This is a genomic window from Amycolatopsis sp. WAC 04182, assembly GCF_003947465.1.
GTDB lineage: Bacteria > Actinomycetota > Actinomycetes > Mycobacteriales > Pseudonocardiaceae > Amycolatopsis.
Window position 1 is genome coordinate 16,840 of record NZ_QHJJ01000005.1, and the last position, 23,986, is coordinate 40,825.

The following is a 23,986-nucleotide window of genomic DNA, read 5'->3' on the forward strand; positions in this document are numbered from 1 at the left end:
CGAAAGGAACGGTTCCCCATGTCCCTCATCGATGCCGCCAAGAAGATCGCCGCACGGGCGGAGGACCTCGGCCAGCGCGCGCTGGCGACGGTCGGCGCCCAACAGTCCGAGTCCGCCATCTCGGCCGACGCACAGGGCTATTGGAACTCGCCCGGCGAGAAGAGATGGAAGGACAATTCGCACTGGCGCGAGTCCGACACCTTCGACGGCAACGACCTCTGGGCCGAAATCGGGAAGCGGCACCTCGACATGTTCGAAGGCGGGGCCCGGCTGGCGGGCTTCGACCGGCCGTGGAATCGCGTCGTCGAATGGGGCTGTGGTGGTGGCGCGAACGCCATCCACTTCGCCCCGCGCGCCCAGGAATTCATCGGCGTCGACATCTCCGCCGAGACGCTCGCCGAATGCGAGAAGCAGGTCGCCGGCGTTTGCGACACCCCGTTCCAGGCCGTCGAGATCGACGTCGCGAATCCGGAAGCCGCGCTCTCGATGGTGAAGGAGCCCTGCGACGTCTACGTGAGTTTCTACGTTTTCGAGCTGATCCCGACGCCGGAGTATGGCGAACGCCTGCTTCGCATCGCGCGGGAACTGCTCGTCCCCGGCGGGCTCGCGCTGATCCAGGTCAAGTACGACCCCGGCACGTGGCGGACCCGGCCGCGCCGTCGTTCGTACCGCTCGGGACTGGCGGCGATGACGACCTACCGCGTCGACGCCTTCTGGCAGCTGGCGGAGCGGTGCGGTTTCACGCCCCACGCGATCCAGCTGGTGCCGAAGAACGAGCTGGACGAGCGCTACGCCTACTTCTTCCTGACCAAGTCCTGACACCCCTGCCCGCCGCGTTTAGTCGACTAAATGCGTGACCGAAAGCGTAACTCGCGTGATCAGACGCGTAACTCGCGTGATCAGAGGCGTAACTCGCCTGATCACGCGAGTTGCGCGTTCAATCACGCGAGTTGCGTCTTCGGTCACCGAGGCGGGCAGCCGCCGGCGCCGTCGAAGGTGCTGCAAGGGTCCTGCCGGTAAGGAGCCGACTGCCAAGCGGTCACGTCGAGCGACCGTGACGCGTCATGCGCCACGAACGACCAATGCCCGACGTAGGTGTTCGAGAACCACTCGTTGTCCTGAGCGAACGTCACCGCCTCGGACACGACGTTGCCCCGATAAGGCGACCAGGACGGATAAGTCCCGTAGTTCGACAGCACCGCCATCCGCCCGCACAGGCCCGTGCAGTCGGGCGCGCTCTGGAAGACGTTGTCGTGCACGTTGACCCGCTGGGTCTTCCATCGGCAGTCGTCGTACGCCGGTGGCTGCGCGATCGATTCGGCCGTGCACTCCGACGGTGAGGAAACGACCCGGGTGCACGTCCCGGTCGAGGTGTTCGAGGGGCTGTTGCAGAACCGGTCGGCGTTCTCCCACAGCGTCAGGCCGCCCCAGTTGTCCTCGAACACGTTCTCCGCGATCTCGATCATGTCGGTCCGCGCCCAGATCCGCGGCTCGCCGCCGGATTCGCTCAGATACACCGCGGCGATCGGGAAGTTGTTGCCCCGCGCGGCGAAATCGCGTCCCAGCACCAGGGCGTTGCGGCGGAAGGTGTTGCTGCGGATGATCAGGTTGTAGCTGATCTCGTAGAACAGCGCCTCGGCGTCGTTGTCCTCGATCGTGTTGTCTTCGATGATGAAGTCGTTGTTGTTCGTATCCGCCCAGAGCCCGGCGCCGTGGTTGTGGTGCACCCAGTTTCCCCGGATGTCCGCGCCGTCGACGGCCCAGAACTTCGCCCCGCCGCTGCAGCCGCAACCGGGCTGCCTCTTCTCCCAGTCGTCGGTGTTGTTCCAGGCGATCTCGTTGCCCTCCACCACGAGGCCGGTGATGCCGCCGCCCGCGCGGTAGGCGTTGATCCCGTACTGCCCGTTCTTCCGCAGGCAGTTCCCGAGGACCTCCTGCCGCGGCCCGGCCATCATCGCGGCGCCGCGGTTGTCCTCGATGACGTTGCCCTCGATCACCCAGTGCTCGCCGGAATCGTGGTTCACCACGCCCTGGTCCTGCGGTGCGACGAAATTGCGGATCGTCAGCCCGCGGATCACGACGTCCTTGGCCAGCTGGGTGAACGCCGCCCGGTTGATGCCGCGGCCGTCCAGCACCGCGCCGGGCGCGCCGACGTAGACGTTGCCGTCCTTCGGGATCACCTGGCTGTACGGGTCGTCGGCGAGAATGTGCGTCCCGGTGCTGAGCCAGAACGCCGTCCCCGGCGGATGCGCCGAGGTCTCGATCGCGAGGTGCTCGCCGGGATCGACGACGACGGCGTTCTCCGGCTTCGGGAAACTCGCCGGGCCGGACGCGCAGACGGCCGGCGCCTCGGCCGCCGATGCCACAGCGGTGAAGGAGCCGGCCGTCAGGACCACCGACAGCGTGAGCGCCGTCGTTCTTGCCCAAGTCATGCGTTTCAAGGTAAGTCACCACGCAGCACACCGGATGGACACGAACGTGTGGTCATCACGCGAACCTCCGGAACACCGGTTTGACCGGGCGGCCGCCCGTCCATTGCGTCGGGTCCTGGAACTCGAGCGCCTTGCGGTACGTGGTGCAGGCGCGCGACACGACGTCGATCGTCTTGTCGATGTCGGCCTCGGTCAGTCCGGCGCTGACCACGAACGACGGCCCGATCACCCCGCCGGTGATCAGTTCCCGCAGGAACAGCGTCCGGTACGGCTGCGACGGCTCGCCCTGTTCGTCGAGCGTGGCGAAGACCAGGTTGCTCGCCCTGCCGCGCACGAGCACGTGGTCGCCGACTCCGGCGCTCGCGGCGACCTCTCGGACTCCCGCCGCGAGCCGGTCGCCCAGCGCGTGCAGCCGCGCGGTGATCCCGTCTTCGGCATAGGTGTCGAAGACGGCGATGGCCGCGGCGAGGGAATGCGTCTCGGCGCCGTGTGTGGTCGAAAGCAGGAAGACCCGTTCGCGGTGATCGCGCAGCCCGCCGAGTTCCATGTACTCCCGTTTGCCCGCCAGCGCCGAGACCGCGAAACCGTTCCCCAGCGCCTTGCCGAACGCCGAGAGATCCGGGGTGACGCCGTACAGCCCCTGCGCCCCGGCGTCCGACCAGCGGAACCCGGTGATCATCTCGTCGAACACCAGCAGGCAGCCGTACCGGTCACACAGGTCGCGCAGCCCGGCGAGATACCCCGGCGGCGGCTCCTTCTGGGTCGCGGGTTCGAGGACGAGACAGGCGACCTCGTGCTCCCGCAGCAGCTCGTCCGTGGCCGCGAGATCGCCGTAGGGAAAGGAAACCGTCAGCTCCGTCGTCTCGCCGGGGATCCCGGCGGACATCGGCGTGGTCCCGATGAACCAGTCGTCGGTGGAGAAGAACGCGTGGTCGCGGCAGATCGCCACGAGCGTCCGCCCGGTCGCCGCCCGCGCCAGCCGGATGGCGGCCGTGGTCGCGTCCGAGCCGTTCTTCGCGAACTTCACCATCTCCGCGGTCGGCACGGCGACGAGGAACCGCTCCGCGGCTTCGGCCTCGATGATGGACGGCCGGACGAAGTTGCCGCCCTTCTCGATCTCGGTCCGGACGGCCTCCAGGACCCGCGGGTGCGCGTGGCCGAGGCTGACCGCGCGAAGCCCCGATCCGTACTCGATGTATTCGTTCCCGTCGACGTCCCACACGTGGCCGGCGAGGCCGCGCGCGATGACCGGTGAGAAGTCGTCGGGGTACTGGTCCTGGCCCTTGGCGTAGGTGTGCGCGCCACCGGGGATGGCTCGGTGCAGTCGTTCGTTCGCCTGGTCGGAGCGCGGCAAAGGGCGGTTCACGGGATCACCTCGTGGTCGTCAGTGCGGCGGCGAGCGGAGGGGCGTGGGCGTCACGTTCGGACACCGCGCTGATCGCGAGCGGCCAGGGAATGGCCAGTTCGGGATCGGCGTAGGAGATCGCGATGTCCTCGGCCGGATCGTGCGGCCGGTCGATGCGGTAGGAGATGTCGGCGGGGTCGGTGAGCGCCTGGAACCCGTGCGCGCACCCCGCCGGGATGTACAGGGAGACCTGGGTCTCCCCGGACAGTTCGAACGATTTCACGGTCCGGAAGGTGGGGGAGTCCGGCCGCAGGTCCACGATGACGTCGAAAAGGGCGCCGGAGGAGCAGCGGACCAGCTTGGCCTCGCCGCGTCCGCCGCGCAGGTGCAGCCCGCGCACGACTCCCTTGCGGGATCGGGAAATGCTGTCCTGCGCGAAACCGCCGGGGTCGATGCCCACCGAGGCGGCGACCTCGCTGTCGAAGGTACGGCTGAAGAAGCCGCGTTCGTCGGAGAACGGCGTCGGCGTGAAGAGGTAGGCGCCTTCGATCTCGGGAACCGCTTCGACCTTCATCGGATCTCCTCGGGTTTGCGGAACAGCGTCTTGTCGAGGACGTCGTACTGCTTCTCCAGCAGTTTCCGCTTGGCGGCGCTCCGATCCCGCAGGCGCTGCCAGAATTCCTCGGGTTTGGCCTCGAGTTCGGCGAGTTGCCGGACGAGCAGGTCGACGTCGACGGCACGGGCGGATTGGCAGTACTCCGCCAGCCCCATGTTCGCCATGATGCTGTCCATCTTCTGCGAATAGCTGATCGAGATCGTCGGCTTCGCGAGCTTCAGCGCGCACAGGACGTTGTGATACCGGGTCCCGACGACGGCGCCGAGCGCGGCGATCTCGGTGATGAGGTCGCCCAGGGTGGGCAGTTTCGCCGCGGTCACCTGGTCCGGGGCGAGGCCGGGCCGGTGTTCGCGCAGGTCGGCGAAGATCTCCTCGACGACGGGGTCGTCGATCTCGTCGCCGGTCAGCAGCCGGATCTCGCGCCCGTCGTCGACCAGCCTGCGCACGAACCGTTTCATCGCGTCCACATAGGACGAACGGATTTCCTCGCCCTGGCGCCGGTCGTCGTTGCCCCCGTGGAATTCCATGACGCCGACCCCGACGACGTCCGACGGCCGCCCGGCGGGGATCGGCAGGGCGAAGGCCAGATCCGGGTAGAGGTCGTCCTTCGTGGTGTCGAGGCCCATCTCGCGCCAGGCGTCGCGGGACAGCTCGTCGCGGAAGGACCGGTAGTGCGCGGAGCGGGCGGCGATCCGGTAGAGCCGCCGCGTGGTCCGCTGGCGGATGACGTTCGAGCCGACGTTGAGCAGCGCGACCCGGGTCCCCCACAGCCTGCCCGACACCCCCAGCAGTGCCATCGCGTACGGGAAACCCCAGGGCCGCAAGGGAAGCGTTGTTTCGAGGACGCCGGCGCCGGGGACGATCACCACGTCGCAGCCCCGGGTCCAGGAGAGGATCTTGAGGGTGTCGGCGACCTTGCCGACGACCTTCAGCAGGGCCGCGAGGAACCCCGTCGCGTCGCGGTTGCGCGAGTAGTACCAGAGCAGTGACTCCGCTTTGACGCCGTAGCGCGCTTCGACCAGTTCCGGCCCGGAGCAGAGGCAGCTGAGCTCCGCTTCCGGATGGCGCTGGCGCACGTACGCCAGCACGACTTCGAGTGATCCGTCATTACCGATGTTCCCTGCCCCCAGCAGACCGAAGAAGCCGACCCGGGGATGTCTTCGCTTTCTCGCTCCGGAGCGAGAGGTCACGACGTCCTCCTCTGCCGTCCAGGGACCACGGCGTCGATGTTCATTCCGTCGATTTCGGGTTCGGCGTCCTCGGCGCGGGCCTCGTTCCGGCCGCGGGACCGGTCGGCCAGCCAGGACGCGAGGTGCCGGTAGCACTCCCGCCGGTCCGCCGAGGAGAGCGGTGCCCGGCGGATACCGCCGATGAACCCGCCGATGTACTCGCCGATCAGCCGCGGCATCGGGTTCCGCACCGGATCGGCGCGCCGCGGGTCGAGATTCGAGCAGCGCTTCCGGATGCTGGGGTTCGCGCGTTCGGCGCGACCGGGGTGGTCGCGGCGGAAGTACTGCACCTCGGGGACCTGGTGGAACGGGCCGTGGAGGCTCAGTTCGGCGACATAGGTGCGGTCGGCGTGGTGATAGCTGTCGAGCGGTTTGACCCGGCGGAGCACGTTCGTGCGCATCACGCCGTAGAAGTCGTCGCCGCCCGTCTCGAACAGCAGACTGCGGAACCGCGCCGGCGCGTGCGGCGAGTCCGTCGCCAGCGGGTAGTCGAGTTTGTGGGTCACCGCGCCGTGGTCGTCGATGATGGCCTGCCAGCTGTGGGCGACGATGATCTCCGGCCGCTCGTCGAGCGCCTCGATGCACAGTTTCAGCAGGTCACGGCCATAGAGGTCGTCATGGGACGCCCATTTGAACAGCTCGCCGCGGGCTTCGTCGAGGACGCGGTTGTGGTTCGGGGACGCGCCGACGTTCTTCGGCAGCCGCAGATACCGGATCCGGGCGTCACGGCCCTCGTAGTCCCGGCAGATCTCTTCGGTGCGGTCGGTCGAAGCGTTGTCCGAAATGATCAGCTCGAAGTCCTCGTAACTCTGGCCCAGCAGGGCGTCGAGCGATTCGGACAGGTACTCCTCGCCGTTGTAGACGGGCAGACCGATGCTGAGCCGCGGAATCCGGGTCATACCATTCCCACCTCTTCGTCGTTGGTGCGTGGCGCGGCCGGCCGGTACTCGCGATACGCGACACGGAGCTGGTACCACCACAGCGCGGCGCCCAGCCAGACCGAGAGCATCGAGCCCCACGCGGCACCTTCGGCGCCGTCGATGTAGGCGCCGATGATCCCGAAGACCACATAGCCCGCCGAAGCGACCAGCTGGGCGCGGAGACTGCGTTTGGCGTTGCCGAGAGCACGCAATCCGGCGGCCGCGCCCGCGGTGAAGCCCGCGGCGGTGACCGACAGGGTGACCGGCAGGATCAGCGGCTCGGCCGCGTCCCAGACCGAGCCCATGATCCAGCGGCCGACGTCGTGCGGCACCAGGATCAGCAACCCGAGCCCCCACAGCAGGGCGGCTCCCGCTTGACCGCCGCCCAGCACCACGCAGAAATGCTTCAGCCGATGCGGGGCGCGGTGCAGGACACGGGCGCCTTCGGCCACCGTCGTGAGCGAAAGCCCCATCAGCAGGGCGAGGAACGGCCCGAGCAGCTGCTCGGCACCGCGGACCGCGCCGACCGCCGTGATCCCCGCGATGGCCCCGAGCCCGTAGGCGCGCAGCTGCGACGAGCCGGCGTTGCTGACGTTTTCGATCAGGTAGCGCACGCTCAGGTCGCGCTGTTCCTTCACCCAGCTCGTCATCTCCGAAAGCTTCGGCACGATGCCGGTCTGGAACAGCCCGTAGACCGCCGCGACCGCGCCCGCCAGTCCCCAGGCCAGGACGAAGGCGACCACGGTGCCGAACTGCGAGGCGATGCCCAGCGCCGGGATCAGCGCGACACCCCACACCGTGTCGTTGACGAAGGCCTTCTTGCCGTCACCCTTGGCGAACAGCGCGAACCGCCACGCGTCCTGCAGCATCAGCCCGGGGAGCACGACGCCGAGCGCGACGAACACCCCGCCCAGCGGCTGCACCGCGAGGAAGCCGACGATCACACTGACCAGCCCGGTCGCCAGGCCGACCCCGATCGCCGTCCCCGCCGCCCGCGACACCGCCCGGCGCCAGGCTTCCTCCGACACCGCGGAGAAGCGCACCATCATCGGGTCGGTGGCCAGGCCGCGCGAAAGGTTGAGCACCACGCCGTAGGTCACCCACGCGAGGCTGAACATGCCGAAGGCGAACGTGCCGAGCGAACGCGCGACGACCAGCCCGACCGCGAAGTTGGTCAGGCTCGAAACGGCCTGGTCGCCGAGGCCCCAGCTGAGCCTGCCCGCCATGGCGCGTACGGCCCCGGAGGCCAGTGTCGCCCGATGTCTGCCGCCTGCCACCGGCGTCACTCCTTCAGCAATCCGGCGCCCTGCAGCGCGTGGGCGGCGGCGACGACGGAATCGAAGGGGAGACCGGATCGCTGGGCGACGTCGAGCAGGCTGTGCTCGCCGTCCGAAAGGTTGAGCACCCAGAGCATCGCCATCTGGGCCTCCTTGGCGTCACTGCGGCCGCCGAGGGAGTCGTAGAGCCCGCGTTTGCCGAGCTGCGGCTCGCCGTACGGGCTCAGGTTGACGTAGCGGCGGTTCCGGTCCAGCACGGAGAACGCCTCGCCCAAGGTCGCGAGGGTGTCCTCCATCGCCTCGGTGGACACGAAATCCAGGTTGTCCGCCGAGGTGTGGTACTCGGGATAGCCGGCGTACGGCGTCCTGGTCAGCGAGCCGACGCCGAGGTTGAACCCCGGCGAGCAGAACTGCCGCTCGTCGTAGCCGTACGGCGAGAAGTCCAGGACCTCGTGCGGTTTCCCGGCCAGGACGAATTCGAGCACCTTGTCGATCTCGGCGTCTCCGCGACGGCTGCGCTTGTAAGTCAGCGATCCGGGGTCGCCCGCGCAGGCGAGCACGATTCCGGCCTTGACCTTGCCGAGCCGTTCGGTGTTGCGCGCGAGCCAGGTGATCGCGCCGATCGTGCCCGGCATGAAGAGGAATCGATAGGTGAAGTGCGGTTTCCGTGCGGCCAGCCGTTGCGCGAGCGCCGCGGCGACGGCGATGCCGGCGAGGTTGTCGTTGGCCAGCGACGGATGGCAGGTGTGGCACGAAACCAGCACCTCGTCGGTGACCTCGCCGGGGACCACATGCTCGGCGTAGGTCAGGTGCCCGTCGTCCAAAGTGGACTCGATCCGGACCTCGTATTCGCCGTCCGGCAACGCGTCGAGGGTGTCCTGCGCCAGGCAGAAGCCCCACGTCGGCGAGTAGTAACTCGTGCGGTACGGCACCAGCGACGGCTGCTCGGGCAGCGTGTGGAGATGCTCGCGCAGTTCCGCCAGCGGCAGCTTCCGGTCCACGGGCACGCTGTAGCCGACGACGTGCAGGTTCGACTCCCGGAAGTCGACGACCTTCCGTCCGGCCGGGTCCTTCACCCAGGCGTCGCGGATGTTCCACTCCTGGGGAACGGTCCAGTCGAGCACCTGGGCCCCGGTCGGCACCTCGTGGACGTCGAGCGGGAGGTACTCGCCGAGGATCTCCAGCGTGGCGCGGACGCCGTCGCCGGTGATGCTGCGGCAGAGCGGATACAGGCGCTCGACCAGCTCGCGCAGGCCGGCGCCCGTGTCCAGTGGCTCGCGCGTCATCACCGTCGCCGCAGGGTTTCGTCGATCTCGCCCGCGGCGGTCCGCGCGTTGAGCGTGGCCAGCCTGGTGAAACGGTTCGTGAAGTCGTGCGCGGTAAGGCCGTGCGTGCGGTAGGCGTAGATCAGCTCGAGCGCGCCGTCCTTGACCGACCACTCGCATTCGAAGCCGGGGATCGCCTCGCGGAAGCGGGAGAAGTCGACGCGGTAGGAGCGCGGGTCGCCCGCGGACTCGCCGGTGATCCGCAGCTTCGCGCTGGGGGCGGCCTCGACGACCTGCTGGGCGATCTCGGCCACGGTCACGTTGTTGCGCTCGGTGCCGATGTTGAAGGCCTTGTCGTGAACGGCTTCCTTGGGGGCGACCAGCGCGGCCTCGAAGGCGCGCGCGATGTCCTTGGCGTGCACCAGCGGCCGCCACGGCGTCCCGTCCGACAGCACCAGGATCTCGCCCGAAACATGGGCGTGCGCGGTGAGGTTGTTGAGCACGATGTCCGACCGCAGTCGCGGAGAGAAGCCGAACGCGGTGGCGTTGCGCATGTACACCGGGGTGAAATCGTCATCGGCGAGTTCGTGGAGGTCGTCTTCGACCCGCACCTTCGACTCGGCGTACGGCGTCACCGGGCGCAGCGGCGCGTCCTCGCCGACCAGGCCGTCTCCGCCCGAAGCGCCGTAGACCGAGCACGTCGAGGCGTAGAGGAACCGCTTGACCCCGGCGTCCTTCGCCAGCTTCGCGAGCTTGACCGAGGCGTGGTGGTTGATGTCGTAGGTGAGTTCCGGCGCCAGCGAGCCCAGCGGGTCGTTGGACAGCGCGGCGAGGTGGATCACCGCGTCCACCCCGGTCACGTGCTCGGCCGTGACGTCGCGGAGGTCGACTTCGTAGCCCTTGGGATCGTCGGGCTTCGGGCCCAGCACGCAGGTGTCGAAGAGACCGGAGTCGAGGCCGACGACCTCGTGGCCTTCGGCGGCCAGCACCGGGGCCATCACCGTGCCCAGGTAACCCTTGTGCCCGGTCAGCAGCACACGCATGGCTTTCAGCCTTTCGGAGTGAGGTCGAGCGTCAGTTTCTTGAGGTCGAAGGCCTCCGCGTAGCGCTGCCCGCATTCGATACCGCGAATGCGGGCGAGGCCGAGGAAGGCTTCCCGGTCGTACCAGGGCCGGTGCCGCTGAGAGGCGTAGTGCTCCTGCAGCAACCGGACCTTTTCTTCGGCGATCTCGGGGGTGAGCGGCACGTACGCGGTGGGTTTGGCGAGGTCGCCGTCCCATTTCGCGATCTCGTACTCCAGCTGGAGATGGGTGCGGAACACCGTCGGCACCAGCGTCGCCAGCCCGCGATGGTCCTGGTGCGCGTCCGCCGTGCGCGGGGAGAGGACGAGGTCCGGGTCGGTACGGCGGCGCAGCTCTTCCAGGCCGTTCTTGGCCTCTTCCCAGTGCGCGGGGAACCGGCCGTCGGGCAGTTTGAGCACGGTGACCTCGACGTCGGCGCCCCGGCAGAAGGCGGCGAGCGCGGCGCGCTCCTCGGCCTCCCGTTCGGTGCCGCCGCCGGACAGGACGAGCGCGTCCACGCGGAGACCCGGGTTGGCGGCGCAGAGGGTCAGCAGTGTGCCGCCCGCCCCGATGGCGATGTCGTCGCAATGCGCGCCCAGCGCGACGATCCGCTCCAGTCCGCCGGTACCGAGTCCGATCACGCGATGCCCACCGGAGCCGGTTCGTGCTCCCACAACGCCCAGGGCCGGTCGCCGTGCGCGTAGGCGTCGTCCAGCTGGACGCGTTCCTTGACGGTGTCCGTCGGCTTCCAGAATCCGCGGTACGGGTACGCGAGCAGCTTCCCCTGCTTGGCGAGTTCGCCGCAGCCGTCGGCCACCAGGTCGCCGCCCTCGGGGATGTGGTCGAAGATCTCCTTGCGCAGCACGAAGTACCCGCCGTTCTCCCACAGCGGCATCTCGCTGACCGGGGTCAGCGCGCCGATCCGGCCGTCTTCGCCCAGCTCGACGCAGTGGAACGACGACTGCGGCGGCACGACCATCATCGACGCGCCGGCGTCGGATGCGGTGAACCGCTCGATCATCTCCGGCAGCGGGGCGTCGGTGAGGACGTCGGCGTAGTTGGCGAGGAACATCTCGTCGCCCTCGAGGTACGGGCGCACCCGGCGCAGCCGCTCGCCGATGGCCGATTCGAGGCCGGTCTGCACGAAGGTGATCGACCAGTCCGCGATGTCGGTCGACAGCAGTTCCGCCTTGCCGTTGCGCAGGACGAAATCGTTGGAGGTGGTCTCCCGGTAGTTGAGGAAGAACTCCTTGATGTGGTGCGCGCCGTAGCCGAGACAGAGGACGAATTCGGTGTGGCCGAAATGCGCGTAGTACCGCATCACGTGCCAGATCAGGGGTCTGGGGCCGACCATGGCCATCGGCTTGGGCACGTCGGACGCGTCACCGTTGCGCATCCGCATGCCGTAGCCGCCGCAGAAGAGGACTACCTTCACGACTTCACCTCGACGATTTCCAGGTGCGGGATGGGAAAGACCAGTTTCCCGCCCCATCCGTCCACAATGGACAATTGGGCGGTCAGTTCCTCCCGGAGGTTCCACGGAAGGACGAGCACGTAATCGGGCTTGTCCGCCTCGATGCGTTCCGGCGGCAGGATCGGGATCCGGGTCCCGGGGGTGAAGCGGCCGTGCTTGTACGGGTTCCGGTCGACGGTGTACCGCAGCACGTCCGGGCGGATACCGCAGTGGTTCAGCAGCGTGTTCCCCTTGCCGGGGGCGCCGTAACCGACGACGGTCTTGCCTTCGAGCGCCGCGTCGGTGAGGAACTTGTTCAGCTCGAGCCGGACCTTGGTGACCCGCTCGGAGAACTCGGTGTAGCCGGACATTTCGTGCAGTCCGGCGGCCTTCTCGGCGTCGAGGACCTGAGTCATCCGCTCGCTCGGCTCACCGGCGACGGCGTCCGGACGCGCCCACAGCCGGATCGAACCGCCGTGCGTGGGCAGGAGTTCGACGTCCACAACGGACAATCCGCCGCGCGCGAGGGCCCGGCGCGCGGATTCCACCGTGTAGTACTGGAAATGCTCGTGATAGATCGTGTCGTACTGGTTGTCCTGGATCAGCGTCAGCAGGTGCTGGACTTCGATGCTGACCCAGCCGTCGTCGGCGACCATGGCGCGGAGCCCGTGTGTGAAACCGATGATGTCCGGGATGTGCGCGTAGACGTTGTTCGCCACGATGAGGTCGGCGGGGCCGTGCTCGTCGCGGACCGCACGCCCGGTCTCGGGGCCGAGGAAAGCGGTCTTCGTCGGCACCCCGGCGTCACGCGCGGCTTGGCCCACGTTCACCGAAGGTTCCACGCCGAGACAGCGGATCTGCTGCGCCACAACGTGTTTGAGCAGATATCCGTCGTTGCTGGCGACCTCGACGACGAACGACGAATCGTCGAGCCCCAGCCGCTCGACGGCGCCGTCGACGAACGTCTTCGCGTGTTCGACCCAGGAGGCGGAATACGACGAGAAGTACGCGTATTCGGTGAAAGTCTCTTCCGGGGTGATCAGCGGCGGGATCTGGGCGAGCCAGCATTCGGTGCAGACTTGCAGATGCAGGGGGTACGTCGGCTCCGGCTCCGCGAGCTGCTCCGCGGTCAGGAACCTTTCGCACGGCGGTGTCGCCCCGAGGTCGACGACACTGGCGAGATGGGCCGAGCCGCAGAGTCGGCAGGTGGTCATCGAAGAGGCTCCTTGGCTCGCGTCACGTATCCCAGACGTCGGCACCTCGGGTCGCCTCGTTACATGCCTTCCAGGGGTCTCACGCTTCCGTCTCACAACCGAAACCTGTCGTCTCGGCCATCGGCGCAGAGGCCTCCGCCATCCGGGCGCGGGCATGCGACCGGATCGCGTTTAGCGGGCTAAACGCGACGCGCAAGCCCCTCGCGCCTCGCCCGACTCGCGTTTAGCCCGCTAAACGCGACCCGCGAAGCCCTCACACCCCTCGCGAGGCCGACCCGGACGTCGCGAAAGCCACTTTCGGGACATCAGACGTCTCGAAAGTGGCTTTCGCGACACTCGCGCGCCGCCGGGTCGCCGCGCCCGGCCGGATCGCGTTTAGCGGGCTAAACGCGATCCGGCCTTCACGCGCCCTCAGTCCAGCGTCAAGAAACCACCAGCGCGTAGTCGGCGTCGGTGGCCGAGGTCTCCGGGTGCCCGTCGGCGTTCACCTGCGTCGCCACGACCTCCACCGTCCACGTCCCCGCGGCCGGCTTCTCGAGGATGACGTTCTCCACCGTGTCGACCGTGTTCGGCGACCCGCCCGCGGTCGAGAAGTTGCCCGCCTTCAGCCCGTTGTTGCCGTAGTACACGGTCCCGTTCGGCGCGGTGACCTTCAGGGTCAGGTCGTTGACCCTCGCGACCGACGCGCTCGGCGAACCCGCCGGGTCGGTGTAGGCCAGCGTCGCCTTGAACTGCTTGGTCCCGTTCACCGCGACCGTGTACTTCTTCGACTGCCCGGTGCCCAGCAGGTCGGTCTCGTTCACCAGCACCGGCAGCTTCCACCCGTTCGCCTTGGCCTGGTCGTGCAGGTACCGCACGTTCGCGGTGCCCCAGCCCTGATGCGTCCTGGTCATGTCGTGCGCCGTGCCGCTGAACGCGAACTGGTCGGCCCCGTTGACCAGCAGCGCCTTCGCGGTCGCCGCGTGCGGGCGGCTCGTGAAGACGTCGCGGGCCTTGCCAGGGCCGCCGTCGAACACGCCGTCGGCCCACATCTGGAACAGCAACCCGGCGTTCCCGCAGGTGATCGGGGTCGCCCCGCTCGTGCCGCCGAACGACGTCGTGTACGAGGTGTCGCTGCTCGAAGACGTGGTGTCGATCCGGTCGTAGTAGTTCGACAGTTCCGGTTTGATCCGCCCGTCGGCGGCCGGGCCGATGCTGGCGCCGCCGCTCCACTTGTCGTCGGTGCGGCCCAGCGTGTTGTAGTGGTACTGCCCGCCCACCGAGAGCACGTTCTTCGACCAGGCCTGCGGCCGCGACTGCTGGGTGCCCGCGTTGCTCTGCGACTGGCAGATCAGCAGGTCGTGGTCGAAGACGATCTTGTCGAGCTCGGCCGAGACGGAGTTGTAGGCCGTGGTCAGCCCGCCGCCCCAGCTGTTGCTCTGGAACACCGCGCGGTACTTGCCCGCCGGGTCGACCAGTTCCTTGGTGTGGGCGTAGCGGTCCGGCTTGTTGTAGGTGGCGAAGATCCCCTGCGCCTCGGGCAGCAGGCCACGCTGTGGCGCGCTCACCCCCGACGCGAAGATCTGGCCGTAGGTCGAGGTCCCGTGGCTGGTGCTGGTGGAGTTCGAGCCGTGCATCACCGTCGGCCGCGCCTTGAACTCCTGGTGCGTGACGCGCAGCCCGCCGTCCATCACCTCGCCGCGGACGCCCTGACCGCGGTAGCCGCCGACACTCTCGATGTAGTTCGCGCCCCCGCTCTCCCTGGCGTTGGCCATGTCGGTTTCGGGGGCGGTGATCGCGCCGACCGCGAGCACCTCCGCCCCCTGCGCCACGGTGGCGGCCTGCCCGGAACCGAGTTTCGCGACGATGTGCTGCCCGCTCTGCGAAATCGCCTCGATACCGCCGCCGAGCCGCAGGATCCGCTCGGCCACGACGCGCTGGTCCCGCGCGTCCTCCTCGACCAGCGTCACCAGGTGACTACCGGCCGCGGCCGTCGTCATCTCCATCTTGTCGTCCGGCCGGTATTCGCCGAGCCAGCGGACGAAGGCCAATTCCGCCACCGATTCGCGGTTCTCCGGCTTCAGCCGGACCACGTAGGCGAAATCGGGAATGTAGGTCCCGATCCGCACGCCGAGTGAACGCAATTTCCCGCGCTGCGCGTCGGTCAGCGCGCCTCGGACCTGGAGCAGGTACGCGCCCTTCCAGTCCTGGCTCGCCGCCGTGCGCTGGCTCAGCGGATCGAAGGTCCTGCTGGCCAGACGGATGAACTGGGGGTCTTCGGCGGCCGGGGCGGCGACGGCCGCCCCGCTCGTCAGTAGCATCGCGCCGATCAAGGGCGCGAGAAAGCGGACAGACTTCGGCCGTGGCATGAATACCTCCGGGGAGCTCTGCAGGGGAGAGAGGTCTTTCGAAGGTACCGGCCGAAAAGCGTGATGATCAGCCGCTGAACGGCCCAGCCGTTTTCCGGTGTTGCGGGAAATGGAGCATAAACGGTTAAAAACTGATTCAGGAGATCTCGTCGATCGCCCCGCTGAACCGCGTCAGCCGCTCGCGTTCCTCTACATCGAGCCGCCGCGTGCTGCCTTCGGGCAGGGTGCACGCGACCCAGATGGTGCGGCAGCGCGCGTAGACGGCCCGTTCGTCGCGCAGCCTGCTGTTCACCACGACGTCGCAGGTGCCGATCCGGCCGACCACGGTCTCCACCTCGACCGGGTTGTCACGGAACGTCAGCCGCCGCAGGTAGCTGACGTTGTGCTTCGCGATCAGGTACGCAGGTCCCTTGGCCTGGAAAAGGTGCTCACGCCGCGGGTCGAGCATCGCGATCTGGGCTTCCTGGAAGTACTCCAGCAGCCGCACGTTCCCGACGTGACCGAGACAGTCCAGGTCGGCGACACGAAGGCGATGGCGGTGGAGGTGGATCTCGGGAGCGGGACGCGCACTGGTCGTCCCCAGCGGATGTGCGTGCACGAAGTGGATCTTCAACGATCGCGCGGGGTTACGGCCGCGCGGCGCAACGGACACCGGTCCGGTTCACTCCATCAGGGTTTCGGAGAGCTCGCGGATCGCGGCGGTCTCGGCGGTGTGGATGTCCCGGATCATGGCGCCCATCGTGCCGAAGAGTTCCCGGGCTTCGACGTCGGTGAACGGTGTTTCGTCGTTGTAGTGCGCGCGCAGTTTCCACATTTCCGCACCGGCCGCCGCGGCGGCGTCCTGCCCCGCGTCACCCTCCCGGACACCCGCCGACACCGTGCTGACCAGCCCGCGCACCCAGGCGAACTCCGCGTTCGACGCCGGGACGGCCGTCTCGGCCAGTTCGGCCCAGCGTTCGCCGATCCCGCGCCAGGTCGACGCCTGTTCGGCCAGCGCGGGCAGTTCCAGCAGGCCGGCGGCTTCGGTGAGCGCGTCGGCGAACAGCCCGCGCAGGTGCCCGCCCTCCATCCCGGCCGGGGTGACGTTCTCCCAGACGTTGAACAGCGCCCCGACCAGCCCGCGCCGCTCGCCGAACGCGCGCGGCCAGCCCTTCGGGTCGCGTTCGTCGGTCATCGCCTTCGCCCAGCGCCCCCATGCGGGCAGCGAGAACGACTTCGACGGCGCCGAAAGATTCCGGACGCAGTCCGTCAGCCCGTCGCGCACGGCCGTCCGCCAGTCGGAGACCTCGCCGGGCTCGATCGTCGCGAGCAGGTTCTTGTACGAGCCGACCCGGCCGCGCGCGGCGTCGAACGTCTTCCGATCGACCGTCAGCGGGGCGAGGTTCCGGTCGTCGACCAGCACCCGGCCGTCCTCTTCGCCGTACGCGACGACGAAGTGGCCGCCACCGCCGGACATCTCCGGCGGAAGGTGCCAGTAACCGAGCGACTCGCGGTCGGGGAGGACGAGCACCGGCCGTCCCGCTTCGAGGCCGGCGGTGAGCCGTTTCGCGGCGGCGCGTTTGCCGCCGGTGGTGTGCAGGCCGAGGCCGAGCCCCAGACGGTCCACTGTGGACTTGAGCCAGTCCTGCGGATACTGCCAGCGCGCGCGGAAACCGAACACGATCGTCGACATCGTCTCGTGCGCGAAGTCCCACAGGATGTAGCCGGCCCCGATCCCGCCGGAGACGGCGAAGACCAGCGCCTCGGTGGGTGCCTTCCCGTCCGGCCCTTCGACACCGTGATGCGCCAGTACGGCGGCCACGGCCGAGACATCCGGTTGCAGCCCGCCGCGCAATTCGTACTCGGTCACCCCGCCATCATGCCCGCTCCGGCGTCAGAAGTCCCTGATCAAGGAAACCCTGCCGCGCAAGGGATCCGCCACGTACACGGTCCTGGTGCGCTGGTCGATCGCGACCGCGCCGGGGTTCACGCCGAGTGACAGGTCACCGGTGAGCAGGCTCGTCACCCCGTCGATCCTGGCGACGCCGTTCGGCCCGCCGTTGGAGTACACGGTGTTCGATCCGTCGTGGACCGCCACCGACGAAGACTCCGAGCGCAACAGCACGGTCGCCTTCTCCTTGCGCGCACCCGGGTCCACAACGGACAGATGATGGATCGCCGAATTCGCGACGAACACCGTCCCGGACGCGCTGTGCACGGCGACTCCGGTCGGTGACTTGCCGACCGGGATGCCGCCGACGAACTTCCCCGCGCCGATGTCGAAGACCTCCAGAGAGTCGGTGGTCGTGCTGGTGCAGTACGCGAGTTTGCGGCCGCCGTCGACCGCCGTCGACGACAACCCCCGCGTGGGACCGGGGACGAGGTCCAGCAGGCGGCAGCCGACGCCGTCGATGACGGCCAGCGTCCCGGTGAGGGCGCTGACCGCGTAGATGCGGTTCGCCCGCTCGTCGATGTCGACACTGGACGCTCCAGGACCGGCAGGCACCACGCTGACGACGTCGTTGGTCCGCCCGTCGATCACGAGGACGGTCCCGCCGGGCGGGTTCGCGACGAAGAGCCGGTTGGTCACCGTGTCCACGGCCAGCCCGGCGGGCTCGCCGCCGACCGGGATCACGTCGCCGACCGTGCCGGACCGCGAGTCGAGGACGACGATCGTGCCGGTGGACGGGTCCGAGACGTACGCGAAACCGGTGACGGAATTCACCGCGACCGCCTCCGGGGTGCCTCCGACCTCGACGAGAAGCACTTTTTCGGCTCTGGCGGCCGGCGCGAAGGCGACCGCGGAGGCGCCGGCCGCGGCCAGGGTGAGCAGGGCTCTGCGGCTCAGTTCGGGTCCTCGCACAGGCGCCTCCCGATGATCGTTCCGGGGTTCGACGATAACCCGCGAGCCGAGCACGCGAAGGAACTTCGCGTCCCCCGATCGCGTTGTTTCCGATGAGTAACCCCCACCCCGGAGAAAGGAAGGAGCAGGACGCCGTGCACAAACACCAGAACGGGCTCAAGACCGCCGTCCTGCTCGGCCTGCTGTCCGCGCTCATCGTCGGGATCAGCGGTTTCTTCGGGCGGGGTGCGCTGGTCATCGGGCTGGTGGTGGCGCTCGGGGTCAACGCGTACGCCTACTTCAACTCCGGCAAGCTGGCGCTGCGGGCCATGCGCGCCCGCCCGATTTCGGAGGCCGAGCAGCCGGCGATGTACCGGATCGTGCGGGAGCTGGCGACCACCGCGCGGCAGCCGATGCCGCGGCTCTACGTCAGCCCCACGCAGGCCCCGAACGCCTTCGCCACCGGCCGCAGCCCCCGGCACGCGGCGGTGTGCTGCACCACCGGCATCCTCGGCCTGCTCGACGAGCGCGAACTGCGGGCGGTGCTCGGGCACGAACTGTCCCACGTCTACAACCGCGACATCCTGATCTCGTGTGTCGCGGGCGCGCTGGCGAGCGTGATCAGCGTGATCGCCAACATCGCGATGTTCACCAGCGTCTTCGGCGGCAGCAACCGAGAGGACGGCGAGAGCCCGTTGGTCGGGCTGCTCCTGGTCGTGATCGGGCCGATCGCGGCCGCCGTGGTGAAGCTCGGGGTGAGCCGTTCGCGCGAGTTCCAGGCCGACGCGTCGGGCGCGGAACTCACCGGCGACCCGCTCGGGCTGGCGTCGGCGCTGCGGAAGCTCGATCAAGGGACGCGCGCGGCGCCGCTCGTGCCGGAGCCGAAGCTGGTCTCGCAGTCGCATCTGATGATCGCGAACCCGTTCCGCCCCGGCGAAGGCCTCTCGAAGCTCTTCTCGACCCACCCGCCCATGGCCGAACGCATCCGGCGCCTGGAAGAAATGGCACGCCACCCCTACTGACCAGCCGAATCGCGTTTAGCCCGCTAAACGCGCTCCGCCCTCCAGATCGCGATTAGGGGGCGAAACGCAGGTCGGGGACCGGATCGCGTTTAGCCCGCTAAACGCAGGTCGCCCTCCAGATCGCGATTAGCCCGCTAAACGCGATCCGGCCTGGACCCACCTCCGCGGCGCGAGGCCGCTGCCCCAATGCGGCACGGGAGACACTCAACGTCCCCGATGTCACGTTGGGCGCGCTGACCAGCCGGATCGCGTTTAGCCCGCTAAACGCGGGTCGCCTCCGGATCGCGATTAGCCCGCTAAACGCAGGTCGGGCCGGGCGTCCCAGCTCGTGGGAGCGGGAATCGGGGCATGTGCGCGCGAGTTCCCCGGGCATGGCTTCCGCACAGCAGTTGCACCTCGGGGTCGCGCTCGACGGGGCCGGGCAGCATCCAGCCGCCTGGCGGGTCTCCGACGTCCACCCGGCCGCCTTGTTCACCGCCGCCCACTACCTGACTCACGCGAAGCGCGCCGAAGCGGCTTCGCTCGACTTCGTCACCCTCGACGACACCCTCGCGCTCCAGCCCGGGGGCGAGGAGGTCGTCCGAGGCCGCCTCGACGCCCTACTCACCTTCGCCGCGATAGCCCCGGTGACCAGCGGAATCGGCCTCGTCCCGACGGTCACCACCACGCACACCGAGCCGTTCCACATCTCGACGGCCGTCGCTTCGCTCGACTTCGCGAGCCGCGGCCGCGCAGGCGTCCTCGCGGTGCCTTCGCGCACCGAAGCCGAGGTCGCCCACTTCGGCAGGCGCACCTTGCCGTCCGAGGCGGACGCCGAAGCGGAGAACGCCGAGGTCGTCGACGTCATCGCGCGCCTCTGGGACAGCTGGGAGGACGGCGCGATCATCCGCGACGAGCCGACCGGCCGCTTCATCGACCGCGAGAAACTCCATTACGTCGACTTCGCGGGCCGCTTCTTCAGCATCAAGGGACCTTCGATCACGCCGCGCCCGCCGCAGGGGCACCCCGTCGTCGCGGTGTACGGCGACTCGCCGTACGCGCACGGCGCCGACGTCGTCCTGGTCGACGAGGTCCGCGGCGCCCGCGAGCGCTTCCCCGACGCGAGACTCCTCGCCGGCCTGTCGATCGTGCTCGCCGAGACCGAACAGGCCGCCCTCGAACGCCGTCGCGCACTGGACGCCTACGCGCCCTTCCCGCACAGCCTGAGCTTCACCGGCACTCCCGCCGACCTCGCGACCGAGCTGCTTCGCCTCGCGGAGTCCCACGCTCTCGACGGCTTCCACATCCGCCCCGCGGTCCTGCCCGACGACTTGGCGCTCTTCACCGCCGAGACCGTCCCCACGCTCCAGGCCGCGGGCGCGTTCCGGCAGACCTACACCGGCACCACCCTGCGCGACCATCTCGGCCTCGGGGTCGCCGCCAACCAGTACGCGGAGGCGTGACAGATGCCCAAGCAGGTCAAACTCGCCGCACACTTCCCCGGCGTCAACAACACGACCGTGTGGAGCGACCCGCGCTCGGGTAGCCAAATCGACTTTTCGTCCTTCGAACATCTCGCGCGCACGGCCGAGCGGGGCAAGTTCGACTTCCTCTTCCTCGCCGAGGGCCTGCGCCTGCGCGAACACGCCGGCAAGATCCTCGACTCCGACGTCGTCGGGCGGCCGAACACCACCACCGTGCTGGCCGCGCTGTCGGCGGTCACCAGCCGGCTCGGGCTCGCGGGCACGCTGTCGTCGACGTTCAACGAGCCGTACGAGGTCGCGCGGCAGGTCGCGAGCATCGATCACCTTTCCGGCGGCCGCGCCGCGTGGAACGTCGTCACCTCACCGGACGCGTGGACGGGCCAGAACTTCCGCCGCGGTGGCTTCCTGAAACGCGAGGACCGCTACCGCCGCGCCGAGGAGTTCCTCGCCACCGTGCGTGAGCTCTGGGACAGCTGGGCGCCCGACGCGCTGGTGGGGGACAAGGAGAACGGCGTCTTCGCGCGCGGTATCGAGCGCTTTGTCCACAGTGGACCGCAGTTCGACATCCGCGGCGAGTTCACCGTCCCGAGGACTCCGCAGGGGCAGCCGATCGTCATCCAGGCCGGGGACTCCGACGAGGGCAGGGAGTTCGCCGCCAAGACCGCCGACGTCATCTTCAGCCGCCACGGTTCACTGGAGAGCGGCAAGGAGTTCTTCGCCGACGTCAAGCGGCGGCTACCCGCTTACGGCCGCGAGCCCGGCGAACTGCTGATCATGCCCGCGGCGACGTTCGTCCTCGGCGACACCGAGGAGGACGCGCACAAGTACGCCCGCGAGATCCGCTACCAGCAGGTGCGCCCGGCGACCGCGATCCAGTTCCTCGAACAGGTCTGGAGCCGCGACCTCTCCGCCTACGACGCCGACGGCCCGCTACCCGAGATCGACCCGGACCCCGACGCCGAACCGCTGACCTGGGGCCGCGTCCGGCACGAGAAGGATCCCCTCGCCGTGGCCGCGAAATGGAGGGCGATCGCGGAGGAGAAAAAGCTCTCCATCCGCGAACTCGTCATCGAGGTGACCGCGCGCCAGCAGTTCGTCGGCACGGCCCGGCAGGTCGCCGAGTCGATCGACGAGTACGTCCAGCGCGACGCCGCCGACGGTTTCGTGCTCGTGCCGCATCTGACCCCGGGAGGGCTGGACGCGTTCGTCGACGACGTCGTCCCGCTGCTGCAGGAACGGGGTGTCTTCCGGACCGACTACACCGGCGACACCCTGCGCGAGCATCTGTTCAGCCGGTAGCACCCTGGGTACGCGCGACGTTCATCAGATATTCGCCGTAGCCGGACTTCGCCAGCTTCGCGCCGAGCGCGTAGCACTGTTCCGCGTCGATGAAGCCCATCCGCAGCGCGACTTCCTCGAGACACGCGATCCGGACACCCGTCCGGTGTTCGAGGACCTGCACGAACTGACCGGCCTCCAGCAGCGAGTCGTGCGTGCCGGTGTCGAGCCAGGCGAACCCTCGGCCGAGGTCGATGAGGGTCGCGCGGTCCTGCCGCAAGTAGGTGAGGTTGACGTCCGTGATCTCCAGTTCCCCGCGCGGGGAGGGCTTGAGGTCACGGGCGATCTCGACGACCTGGTTGTCATAGAAGTACAGGCCGGTGATGGCCTTGTTCGACTTCGGCTTCTCGGGTTTCTCCTCGATGGAGAGGAGCTTGCCGTCGGCGTCGATCTCGCCGACGCCGTACCGCTGCGGGTCCTTGACCGGATAGCCGAACAGCACGCAGCCGTCGAGCGTGGTCGCCGCGGCCTGGAGCCTGCTGGAGAACCCCTGGCCGTAGAAGATGTTGTCACCGAGCACGAGCGCGACGTCGTCGTCGCCGATGAAGTCCGCGCCGATGACGAACGCCTCGGCCAGCCCGTTCGGAGCGGCCTGCTCGGCGTAGCTGAAACTGAGCCCGAACTGGCTGCCGTCACCGAGCAGCCGCCGGAAATGCGGCAGGTCGACGGGGGTCGAGATGATCAGGATCTCGCGGATCCCGGCGAACATCAGCACCGAGATCGGGTAGTAGATCATCGGTTTGTCGTAGACCGGTAGCAGCTGCTTCGATATCGCCTGGGTGATGGGATGCAGACGCGTCCCACTGCCCCCCGCCAGCACGATGCCCTTCATGCGATGCCCCCGCTTCGTAGCCGATCGCTCGGAGCCTCACACTACCGGGTGGCTCAGAACGCCGGGCCCTTCGCGAAGTACGCCTTGCAGCCGAGGTTGTACTCGGTGGAGACCTGCAACACGTTCTTGCCGCCGTCGACCGGCAGCAGCGTCGAGCTGTAGTTGGGGCAGAAGTTGTCGTGGATCCTGGCGATGTGCACCGGGGCCGGAAGTTCGTACCAGTGCCCGGCGCCGAAGTTGTCGTTGGCCAGCAGCACCCTGCCGTTCTTGTCCTGCGGGACCCCGGCGGCGTTGGTGTAGATCTGCCCGACCATCACCAGCCGCACCCCGTTCGGGCCGCCGGGGAACAGCGTGATCGTCTGGGCGTGCTGGAAGTAGTTGCCGTTCGCGGTGGTGACGCGGGTACCGGGGTCGCGGGGATCGCCCCAGTTGGCGCCGTCGGAGGAGATCTTGAAGTACGGATCGCAGAAGCGGTCGCGGTAGTTGCAGATCTCGTAGGCCAGGTAGTACCGGCCGTCCGGGAGGCGGCGGATGATCGGCATCCCCGGCCGCACCCGATGGGGCGGGATGGCCATCGTGCGCTGCTTGGTGCCCCAGTTCACCCCGTCGGTGGAGGCGACCCGGTTCATCACCTGCGCGAACTGCGGCGCCTCGGTTTCGTCGGCGTAGTGCAGCCACAGCGTGCCGCCCGCGTCCACGACGAACTCGGGCTCCCAGATGCCGTCGTGATTGTGCGAACGGGCCGCCTCGGACAGGAAGCCCCACGTGCGGCCGGCATCGCGGCTGGACCAGATCCTGATGCCGATCCGCCGCTGCGGACCGGCGTCCTGCCGGTAGCTCGCGGCCCACAGCAGGGTGCCCGCGCGGAGCCTGCCGACCCGCTGTGGCAGTTCGTACAGCGTCCCGCAGCACATGCCGCGGCGGCCGTCGCGGTCGCGGATCTCGCCGATCTTGTGGAAGCTCTGGCCCTCGTCGGTGCTCTCCATGATCGGGGTGAACTTGCCGCTCGCGTCCTCGCTGGTCAGCGACGCGAGGATGCGCCCGCGGCCGATCGCGGAGTGCTCCAGGCGGATGAGCCTCGGGTAAGAGCCGTAGCCGGGTACGAGCTGCTGGCGCTCGGCGGCCTGCGCGGAGGTGAACAGGGACGCGATCACTGTGAGTGACAGCGCGAAGGCGAGTGTCGAGCTGAAACGGCGCTTCATCGTGACCTTCCTCGAACGCGATCGCCGGATTACAACACGGGCTTTTGTCCCTTTCGGACTCCCGCGAAGGCGTCGCGACGGAAACCCACGTCCGGGGGGCCTGAATCGCCCGGCCGAGTGGTCCGGTAACGCTGGGCTATCGGCGGGC

At 68.6% G+C, this 23,986-nt stretch carries 21 protein-coding genes; 4 read left to right on the plus strand and 17 right to left on the minus strand.

Features of this window, described 5'->3' with window-relative positions; all coding sequences use genetic code 11:
- Window positions 1-18 precede the first annotated feature (18 nt).
- The gene (locus tag DMH01_RS25945; RefSeq protein ID WP_125679892.1) at window positions 19-819 is read left to right on the plus strand and encodes a bifunctional 2-polyprenyl-6-hydroxyphenol methylase/3-demethylubiquinol 3-O-methyltransferase UbiG; all 801 of its coding nucleotides are present in this window, start codon (window positions 19-21) and stop codon (window positions 817-819) included.
- 143 nt (window positions 820-962) lie between these two features.
- On the opposite strand, the gene DMH01_RS25950 is transcribed toward DMH01_RS25945, so the two are convergent.
- The 15 genes from DMH01_RS25950 to DMH01_RS26020 all read right to left on the minus strand — a co-directional run bounded on the left by DMH01_RS25950 (window position 963) and on the right by DMH01_RS26020 (window position 18,002).
- Window positions 963-2,432 (minus strand): right-handed parallel beta-helix repeat-containing protein, encoded by a 1,470-nt coding sequence (locus DMH01_RS25950; RefSeq protein ID WP_125679893.1) that lies wholly within the window; start codon window positions 2,430-2,432, stop codon window positions 963-965.
- Window positions 2,433-2,487: 55 nt separating this feature from the next.
- Window positions 2,488-3,798: a glutamate-1-semialdehyde 2,1-aminomutase gene (locus DMH01_RS25955; protein WP_125679894.1), complete on the minus strand. Its 1,311-nt coding sequence runs from the start codon at window positions 3,796-3,798 to the stop codon at window positions 2,488-2,490.
- 4 nt (window positions 3,799-3,802) lie between these two features.
- Window positions 3,803-4,351, minus strand: coding sequence for a dTDP-4-dehydrorhamnose 3,5-epimerase family protein (locus DMH01_RS25960; protein ID WP_125679895.1), 549 nt, complete (start codon window positions 4,349-4,351; stop codon window positions 3,803-3,805).
- A complete protein-coding gene (locus DMH01_RS25965; protein WP_125679896.1) occupies window positions 4,348-5,583 on the minus strand; it encodes a polysaccharide pyruvyl transferase family protein in 1,236 nt (411 codons plus the stop codon). Before DMH01_RS25965 ends, DMH01_RS25960 begins: the two co-directional genes overlap by 4 nt.
- Window positions 5,580-6,521 carry a glycosyltransferase family 2 protein gene (locus DMH01_RS25970; protein WP_125679897.1) on the minus strand — a complete coding sequence of 314 codons (942 nt, stop codon included), beginning with the start codon at window positions 6,519-6,521 and terminating at the stop codon, window positions 5,580-5,582. Before DMH01_RS25970 ends, DMH01_RS25965 begins: the two co-directional genes overlap by 4 nt.
- Window positions 6,518-7,768: a hypothetical protein gene (locus tag DMH01_RS25975; RefSeq protein WP_125680381.1), complete on the minus strand. Its 1,251-nt coding sequence runs from the start codon at window positions 7,766-7,768 to the stop codon at window positions 6,518-6,520. The genes DMH01_RS25970 and DMH01_RS25975 overlap by 4 nt, the downstream gene beginning before the upstream one ends.
- A gap of 56 nt (window positions 7,769-7,824) precedes the next feature.
- Complete coding sequence (locus DMH01_RS25980; protein WP_125679898.1) at window positions 7,825-9,105, minus strand: DUF4910 domain-containing protein; 1,281 nt, start codon at window positions 9,103-9,105, stop codon at window positions 7,825-7,827.
- Window positions 9,105-10,127 carry an NAD(P)-dependent oxidoreductase gene (locus DMH01_RS25985; protein ID WP_125679899.1) on the minus strand — a complete coding sequence of 341 codons (1,023 nt, stop codon included), beginning with the start codon at window positions 10,125-10,127 and terminating at the stop codon, window positions 9,105-9,107. Before DMH01_RS25985 ends, DMH01_RS25980 begins: the two co-directional genes overlap by 1 nt.
- Before the next feature lie 5 nt (window positions 10,128-10,132).
- Window positions 10,133-10,786: a PIG-L deacetylase family protein gene (locus DMH01_RS25990; RefSeq protein WP_125679900.1), complete on the minus strand. Its 654-nt coding sequence runs from the start codon at window positions 10,784-10,786 to the stop codon at window positions 10,133-10,135.
- Window positions 10,783-11,580 carry a glucose-1-phosphate cytidylyltransferase gene (locus tag DMH01_RS25995; protein WP_125679901.1) on the minus strand — a complete coding sequence of 266 codons (798 nt, stop codon included), beginning with the start codon at window positions 11,578-11,580 and terminating at the stop codon, window positions 10,783-10,785. Before DMH01_RS25995 ends, DMH01_RS25990 begins: the two co-directional genes overlap by 4 nt.
- Window positions 11,577-12,812, minus strand: a complete 1,236-nt coding sequence (locus tag DMH01_RS26000) for a class I SAM-dependent methyltransferase (protein WP_125679902.1) — start codon at window positions 12,810-12,812, stop codon at window positions 11,577-11,579. Before DMH01_RS26000 ends, DMH01_RS25995 begins: the two co-directional genes overlap by 4 nt.
- Before the next feature lie 422 nt (window positions 12,813-13,234).
- Window positions 13,235-15,160, minus strand: coding sequence for a S8 family serine peptidase (locus DMH01_RS26005; protein ID WP_125679903.1), 1,926 nt, complete (start codon window positions 15,158-15,160; stop codon window positions 13,235-13,237).
- 136 nt (window positions 15,161-15,296) lie between these two features.
- Window positions 15,297-15,758: a thioesterase family protein gene (locus DMH01_RS26010; protein ID WP_233621667.1), complete on the minus strand. Its 462-nt coding sequence runs from the start codon at window positions 15,756-15,758 to the stop codon at window positions 15,297-15,299.
- A gap of 63 nt (window positions 15,759-15,821) precedes the next feature.
- Window positions 15,822-17,009: a BtrH N-terminal domain-containing protein gene (locus DMH01_RS26015; protein ID WP_125679905.1), complete on the minus strand. Its 1,188-nt coding sequence runs from the start codon at window positions 17,007-17,009 to the stop codon at window positions 15,822-15,824.
- Window positions 17,010-17,033: 24 nt separating this feature from the next.
- Window positions 17,034-18,002, minus strand: coding sequence for a YncE family protein (locus tag DMH01_RS26020; RefSeq protein ID WP_125679906.1), 969 nt, complete (start codon window positions 18,000-18,002; stop codon window positions 17,034-17,036).
- A gap of 134 nt (window positions 18,003-18,136) precedes the next feature.
- Between DMH01_RS26020 and htpX the strand changes: the two genes are divergently transcribed.
- The 3 genes from htpX to DMH01_RS26035 all read left to right on the plus strand — a co-directional run bounded on the left by htpX (window position 18,137) and on the right by DMH01_RS26035 (window position 21,765).
- Window positions 18,137-19,003, plus strand: coding sequence for a zinc metalloprotease HtpX (gene htpX / locus DMH01_RS26025; protein ID WP_125679907.1), 867 nt, complete (start codon window positions 18,137-18,139; stop codon window positions 19,001-19,003).
- A gap of 371 nt (window positions 19,004-19,374) precedes the next feature.
- Window positions 19,375-20,445: an LLM class flavin-dependent oxidoreductase gene (locus tag DMH01_RS26030; protein WP_125679908.1), complete on the plus strand. Its 1,071-nt coding sequence runs from the start codon at window positions 19,375-19,377 to the stop codon at window positions 20,443-20,445.
- 3 nt (window positions 20,446-20,448) lie between these two features.
- The gene (locus tag DMH01_RS26035; RefSeq protein ID WP_125679909.1) at window positions 20,449-21,765 is read left to right on the plus strand and encodes an NtaA/DmoA family FMN-dependent monooxygenase; all 1,317 of its coding nucleotides are present in this window, start codon (window positions 20,449-20,451) and stop codon (window positions 21,763-21,765) included.
- Here the strand turns inward: DMH01_RS26035 and rfbA are convergent.
- On the minus strand, window positions 21,755-22,636 hold the full coding sequence (gene rfbA / locus DMH01_RS26040) for a glucose-1-phosphate thymidylyltransferase RfbA (RefSeq protein ID WP_125679910.1): 882 nt from the start codon (window positions 22,634-22,636) through the stop codon (window positions 21,755-21,757). The genes DMH01_RS26035 and rfbA overlap by 11 nt on opposite strands.
- A gap of 53 nt (window positions 22,637-22,689) precedes the next feature.
- Window positions 22,690-23,838 carry a sialidase family protein gene (locus tag DMH01_RS26045; protein WP_125679911.1) on the minus strand — a complete coding sequence of 383 codons (1,149 nt, stop codon included), beginning with the start codon at window positions 23,836-23,838 and terminating at the stop codon, window positions 22,690-22,692.
- Window positions 23,839-23,986 lie beyond the last annotated feature (148 nt).

Coding starts and splice junctions, on each gene's coding strand:
- DMH01_RS25945 (WP_125679892.1), top strand. CDS start 19: ATGTCCCTCATCGATGCCGCCAAGAAGATCGCCGCACGGGCGGAGGAC.
- DMH01_RS25950 (WP_125679893.1), bottom strand. CDS start 2,432: ATGACTTGGGCAAGAACGACGGCGCTCACGCTGTCGGTGGTCCTGACG.
- DMH01_RS25960 (WP_125679895.1), bottom strand. CDS start 4,351: ATGAAGGTCGAAGCGGTTCCCGAGATCGAAGGCGCCTACCTCTTCACG.
- DMH01_RS25970 (WP_125679897.1), bottom strand. CDS start 6,521: ATGACCCGGATTCCGCGGCTCAGCATCGGTCTGCCCGTCTACAACGGC.
- DMH01_RS25975 (WP_125680381.1), bottom strand. CDS start 7,768: ATGGCGGGCAGGCTCAGCTGGGGCCTCGGCGACCAGGCCGTTTCGAGC.
- DMH01_RS25980 (WP_125679898.1), bottom strand. CDS start 9,105: ATGACGCGCGAGCCACTGGACACGGGCGCCGGCCTGCGCGAGCTGGTC.
- DMH01_RS25985 (WP_125679899.1), bottom strand. CDS start 10,127: ATGCGTGTGCTGCTGACCGGGCACAAGGGTTACCTGGGCACGGTGATG.
- DMH01_RS26000 (WP_125679902.1), bottom strand. CDS start 12,812: ATGACCACCTGCCGACTCTGCGGCTCGGCCCATCTCGCCAGTGTCGTC.
- DMH01_RS26005 (WP_125679903.1), bottom strand. CDS start 15,160: ATGCCACGGCCGAAGTCTGTCCGCTTTCTCGCGCCCTTGATCGGCGCG.
- DMH01_RS26030 (WP_125679908.1), top strand. CDS start 19,375: ATGGCTTCCGCACAGCAGTTGCACCTCGGGGTCGCGCTCGACGGGGCC.
- DMH01_RS26035 (WP_125679909.1), top strand. CDS start 20,449: ATGCCCAAGCAGGTCAAACTCGCCGCACACTTCCCCGGCGTCAACAAC.
- rfbA (WP_125679910.1), bottom strand. CDS start 22,636: ATGAAGGGCATCGTGCTGGCGGGGGGCAGTGGGACGCGTCTGCATCCC.
- DMH01_RS26045 (WP_125679911.1), bottom strand. CDS start 23,838: ATGAAGCGCCGTTTCAGCTCGACACTCGCCTTCGCGCTGTCACTCACA.